The organism is Kyrpidia sp., assembly GCF_023512215.1.
Classification (GTDB): Bacteria; Bacillota; Bacilli; order Kyrpidiales; family Kyrpidiaceae; genus Kyrpidia; species Kyrpidia spormannii.
Window position 1 is genome coordinate 1 of record NZ_JAILZZ010000093.1, and the last position, 5,084, is coordinate 5,084.

Below are 5,084 nucleotides of genomic sequence, written 5' to 3' on the forward strand. Positions count from 1 at the left end.
GCCCTATTCAGGGGAGGGCGCTTCGCTCCTCCCCTCTGGCCTTACGGCCATTCACCCCTCCCCCTCCTCCTCCACAAGGATAGGGATTGGGTTAGATATTTATGTGAGTGAGCTATATCCCTTCGGTAAGATTTTTACGTGAGTTGACACGGGGCGGCGTCTCTCCTTTCTCACCCACCCAGAAATCTTCCGGATCCGCGAGTGCTCTCAGTCTAGTTCATTTTTCCGGCCGGCGCAAATTCGCAAATCATCGTTTCTATGCGAAGGATTTTTAGAGGGACCTTTTCGCCAGGATTTCGGCGTAGACCTCCTCGGTGCTCCTCACCATGCGCTCCAGCGAGTACAGGCTCGCCACGGCGTCCGGATCGGGGAGGACCACCCGTTCCCGGACCATGCCGTCCACCGCAGCGGCAAGGGTATAGGGGTCCCCCGGGGGCACCAGGCGCACTCCCGCCAACCCCTCGCCCACTTCGGCGAAGCCTCCCACCCGGCTGGCCACCACCGGCTTGCCACACGCCAGAGCCTCAAGCAGCGCCAAGCCGAAGCCTTCAGAGAGAGACGGAAGCACAACCACATCCACCGCCCGCAACCATCGCTCGACGTCTGGTTGATAGCCGACGATCCGCACCCGCTCCTCCAGACCCGCCTCTTGGATGCGGCGAGCGAGCTGCGTTTTGAGCGGACCGTCGCCAATCCAAACAAAGCTGCCGGCAAAGCCCCCCTTGACCAGCTCCCGGGCGGCATCAAGTAGCACGTCATAGCCTTTGGCGGCGTGCATCCGAGCCACGGTGCCAATCAGCGGGCGGGGCAGGTTGAGAGACACGGCGTCGCCGTCTCGATGAAAACGAGAGATGTCGATGCCGTTGTGGATCACCGTGAGACGTTCGAGAGGAATGCCCCCGGCGGCGAGGTCGTCCCGCAGGGCCCGGGAAACGCAGATGAATCGGTCGGTCTGGCGCCGGGTCAGGTGCTCCAGGCCGACGAAGAGCCACCGTTTGAGGGGGTCGGGATAGTCTGTCGCAAGCACGCTGTGGACGGTAGTAACCACCGGCACGCCCGCTCTTCGGGCCGCCAGGCGGCCGATGACGTTGGCCCGGACCCCGTGAGTGTGAAGGAGGACGATGTTTTGAGCCCGGGCGTAATCCACCACCTCGGCGATGGCCCGCCAGGGGGAACGGGATAGAACCCGTACCGGCACCCCCACGGCCCTCATGCGGGAGGCCAACTCACCCTCGTAGAAGACGGCCAGGCGCGGCTCCACCCGCTTGACGCTTCGCAGCAGGTCGAAGACGTGCTGTTCCGCGCCGCCGAACTCCCCCGCGCCGATCATGGTGAGCACCCGCATCCCAAGGCCTCCTCGCGCCGTATTCCCTTCCGATCGTAGACCACCGGGAGGGCGTTGGCAAGAGGGAAGAGCATCGGCGGTGTGGGCGCGGGGATATTTTGTGGGGGAACAGGTTGTCAGCAGAGGCTCCTCGCTCGTGGTGCGCCAGGCCGCCGTCGCCCGCGTCACGGTAAGCCCCCCACAGCAGGCATTCTTGGCCACAGCACTGCTGACGGAAGGGCTGAGAGCAAAAGGAAAGACATCGTAGGAGCCGCGCGGGGTTTGCGGAAGCAAGGACGGCACCTGTATGGAGACGCCCCGCGGAGGCTTCCGCACGTGCCCCGGAAACCAGGGATGGTGCAACCGTTCACGGCACAAAAGAACGCCTTTCTCCTATCCAAGGAGAGGGCGCTGTGTGAAAGTGTTCGCACAGTCGACACAGCCGCACTCGTCTTCGCGATCATCAATACCACTAGAAAAGACCGCCCCTGAGCCACTGGGTTGACGGTCTTTTCGCCTAATCCGGAGGAGCCGCCCTTGTGAGCGCTCCTATGCGACCATCGGCGCCCCGCACCGTTGGCCTTATTTTTTACACATTTACAGTAGCACGAAACATCGCCCGCAGCAGTACGTCATCCGCGGTTCAAGTCCTGTTTCCTCAGTACAGAAGCACGCCCTTGTCGGGGGGTCTCCTGTAAATTACTGGTCAGAACAAAATTGGGCGATAACAAGCGCGCTGTATTGTCGCCACCAAACTTAACATCGATACGTATAATGGTTATAAACGGTTTTAACGACTGGCGGATGAGCTTCGGAAATCCGCGATGCCGAGGTGATCCCATTGCGCCAAGTACGCCGGTAGGTTACGAAGATCGGCAACAGCGTCGGCATCACGTTCACAAAGGAGGCGCTGCAGGCTCTTGGCCTGGATATGGGGGACGAGGTCGAGCTTACGGTCAACGAGTCCAACCGTGAAATCATCATCCGCAAAGCGCCGAGCATTCCGCCGGGGCTTGACCCGCAGTTCTTCGACGTCTTGTCCGCTAACATCGAACGGTACCGGGAAACCATTGAAGGATTGAAGGACAGATGACTCGTTACCTGACACCCGAAGAAATCATCGCCATCAACCTCCAGGTGATCCGGGAATGCTCACCCCTGAGGATCCGCAGGCGGCCTACTTGGGTTATATGGTCCAGGAGGTATTTCGTGATTGCATGTGATGTCTTGCTCCAAATTTTGGCAAGATACTTCTTTCGTTGTAAGAATACGCAGCGTTTTTTCCATCGGGGCCAACACCAGAAGGTCTCTGTCTCCCGTAACCAGGAAATCAGCTTTGTAGAACCTGGCAGCCGCCAAGATTGGCCCATCTTTAGGATTGCGAAGGTCTTCAATCGCTTGTTTAATAAGGTCAGGTGGTGCTTCGGGCACCTCTTGGAAATACTGAAGGCCAGTCAACGTCAGTGAGCGCAAATTTTCTAGCCAATACTTCCTGAAGCTCACTCTCCAAAGTGGGAAACCACAATATGGGTTCTCGGTAATGTTGTAATTGTCGGATGAGGACGTGCTCAGGACCTTGGAAGACCAGTCCCGAAACTAGAACATTTGTGTCTAGGCACCAGAGTCGCGTCATGTTTACTGTTTCACATCGGTTCGTTTGTTAAAAAGTTCTTGCCGGACACGTTCCACTTCCGCCACCAATTCCTCCGGTGAGATCCCTCGAGTTTTCGCTTCGTGCTCGAGTTGACGAGTAAGCAGTTCTAGACCGGAGACTGGCTCGATGATGATCCTTCTCCCTTCTTGGCGAATAACGAGCGGAGTATCAGCAGAGATATGCAATGCTTCGCGGATATTTTTTGGGATAGTTACCTGTCCGCGTTCCGTTGGATGTATAATGCGCTCCATTCGTCACGACTCCTTCACTTTGGGATATTCTTATTTTCTTATTTTCGTACCGCATTGGCAAGTGCACAAATGTCTACGTCATCCGCTGTTCGAGCCGTGTTTTCTCGGTACAGGAGCACCCCTTTGTCGGGGGGTCGCAACTGCTCACATAAACCTTAATAAAGATTGATATTCCTCATAATTTTGTGTAATATTATCTCATGAAGGTTTTGGTAGAGCCGCCAAAGAGTTGGGAGTTGCCCCGGAGACCCAAGGCGGAAGGAAAAATCCGGGTGGAGCGGACGCCGGGCGGGCACCGTCGGTACGACCTGGCCAGCCTTCGCGGGTGGGCCCGCAAGAAACCGGAACCGAAAGAGCGGATCACTCTCGCCTATGCCCGGGTCTCCACTCACGACCAGAAGGGGGATTTGGAACGGCAAGTGGAGTTGCTGGAGACGTTCTGCGCCCGGAAATCCGCGATGCCGAGGTGATCCCATTGCGCCAAGTACGCCGGTAGGTTACGAAGATCGGCAACAGCGTCGGCATCACGTTCACAAAAGAGGCGCTGCGGGCTCTTTGCCTGCACATGGGGGACGAGGTCGAGCTTACGGTCAACAAGTCAAACCGTGAAATCATCATCCGCAAAGCGCCGAGCATTCCGCCGGGGCTTGACCCGCATTTCTTAGAAGTCTTATCCGCCAACTCGGTCCAGAAATACAGCCACACGCACTACGGAAACCACCCTCCCCCCAATGGAAGAGGCGGAGAATTGGCACGGCCATTCGGCCATGTCCGTGGTTGGGAAGATGCCGTCCAGGATTGTCTGCGGCCGCGACATTGGCGATCGAAGTTTGTGTGCACAACGGGAAATAACTTCCACATAGCCGCTTTCATGTGAGCTCTTACCTTGGCAGCGGTGGTTCAGAGCCGTCGGTAGGCTTCTCCCCGCGGACGAACAGCCACAATCTCAATGATCCGTTCCTCGGTGCGGATCGTGAAAATAAGGCGCCAGTCACCCACACGCATCCTCCAGAGTCCGGACACTCCTTGGAGGGGCGGATATCATTTCCTGGACCTGGTGTTGGATCTTTGGCAATCCGATCGATGGCGCGGATTGTACGCTCTTTCTGCTTGCGGTCGAGCCGCCGCAGTGTTGCGGCGGCCTCACGCGACACAATCACGCGCCACTCACTCACTCCTCCAACTCCTTCCGTAAATCATTCCATTCCACGTACTCCCCGAGTTGGATCTGCTCCCGACCACGCTGTACCACTTCCTGATCTTCGAGAGACAGCGTATCATCCGGATCAACGAGTCGCACCTTTTTTGGCCGCAGCAGAATACCTTCGGGTACCCGTTCAAATATCACATAGTCGCCCTCCTCGAGACCAATTGCGTCTCGGATCGACTTCGGGATCGTCACCTGACCGTGGCTGGTGACTTTACTTTGTCTCACTCGTCACTTCGCCCCTTCCGTTGATCGGTTTGTCGATTCATAAATATTATTTCTTACTTTCTTATTCTATGCGCTGTGCACAAAGGGGGTGATCAACAGCCTGGAAGTTTGTAAACATCTATAGACGAACGTACATTTCTGTTATATAATCGTCTCATGAAACTATCTGATTGGGCTAGGCAACAAGGAATCTCCTACATGACCGCTTGGCGTTGGTGGAAAGACGGCAAGCTGCCTGTACCTGCCCGTCAGACCGAATCCGGCACGATCCTGGTGGATGTCCCTCCGACCCGTGAAGGCGGCCGGACGGTCGTGTATGCCCGGGTGTCCTCTCACGACCAGCGGAGTGACTTGGACAGGCAAGTGTCTCGAATCACCCAGTGGGCAACCGAGCGAGATCTCGTCGTGGACGAGGTGGTG

General features: G+C 57.0%; 7 protein-coding genes. 3 read left to right on the forward strand and 4 right to left on the reverse strand.

Annotated elements, in window-relative coordinates; all coding sequences use genetic code 11:
- Positions 1–271: 271 nt before the first annotated feature.
- Positions 272–1,345 (reverse strand): glycosyltransferase, encoded by a 1,074-nt coding sequence (locus tag K6T64_RS16235; protein WP_288011147.1) that lies wholly within the window; start codon positions 1,343–1,345, stop codon positions 272–274.
- Between the two features lie 850 nt (positions 1,346–2,195).
- Between K6T64_RS16235 and K6T64_RS17070 the strand changes: the two genes are divergently transcribed.
- Complete coding sequence (locus K6T64_RS17070) at positions 2,196–2,417, forward strand: AbrB/MazE/SpoVT family DNA-binding domain-containing protein (protein WP_483306160.1); 222 nt, start codon at positions 2,196–2,198, stop codon at positions 2,415–2,417.
- A gap of 542 nt (positions 2,418–2,959) precedes the next feature.
- Here K6T64_RS17070 and K6T64_RS16240 read toward each other — a convergent pair.
- Positions 2,960–3,229 (reverse strand): AbrB/MazE/SpoVT family DNA-binding domain-containing protein, encoded by a 270-nt coding sequence (locus tag K6T64_RS16240; RefSeq protein ID WP_100668944.1) that lies wholly within the window; start codon positions 3,227–3,229, stop codon positions 2,960–2,962.
- A 200-nt stretch (positions 3,230–3,429) separates the two neighbouring features.
- Here K6T64_RS16240 and K6T64_RS16245 point away from each other — a divergent pair, with 200 nt between their 5' ends.
- Positions 3,430–3,699 carry a recombinase family protein gene (locus K6T64_RS16245; protein ID WP_288011151.1) on the forward strand — a complete coding sequence of 90 codons (270 nt, stop codon included), beginning with the start codon at positions 3,430–3,432 and terminating at the stop codon, positions 3,697–3,699.
- Positions 3,700–4,129: 430 nt separating this feature from the next.
- Here the strand turns inward: K6T64_RS16245 and K6T64_RS16250 are convergent, their stop codons facing one another.
- Both K6T64_RS16250 and K6T64_RS16255 read right to left on the reverse strand, forming a co-directional pair.
- Entirely contained in the window at positions 4,130–4,252 is a 123-nt protein-coding gene (locus K6T64_RS16250) for a type II toxin-antitoxin system RelE family toxin (RefSeq protein ID WP_288011152.1), read from the reverse strand.
- A 148-nt stretch (positions 4,253–4,400) separates the two neighbouring features.
- Positions 4,401–4,664, reverse strand: coding sequence for an AbrB/MazE/SpoVT family DNA-binding domain-containing protein (locus K6T64_RS16255; protein ID WP_288011155.1), 264 nt, complete (start codon positions 4,662–4,664; stop codon positions 4,401–4,403).
- A gap of 198 nt (positions 4,665–4,862) precedes the next feature.
- Between K6T64_RS16255 and K6T64_RS16260 the strand changes: the two genes are divergently transcribed.
- Positions 4,863–5,084, forward strand: a 222-nt coding sequence (locus tag K6T64_RS16260; protein WP_288011158.1) for a recombinase family protein, incomplete at its 3' end; no start/stop codon positions are given.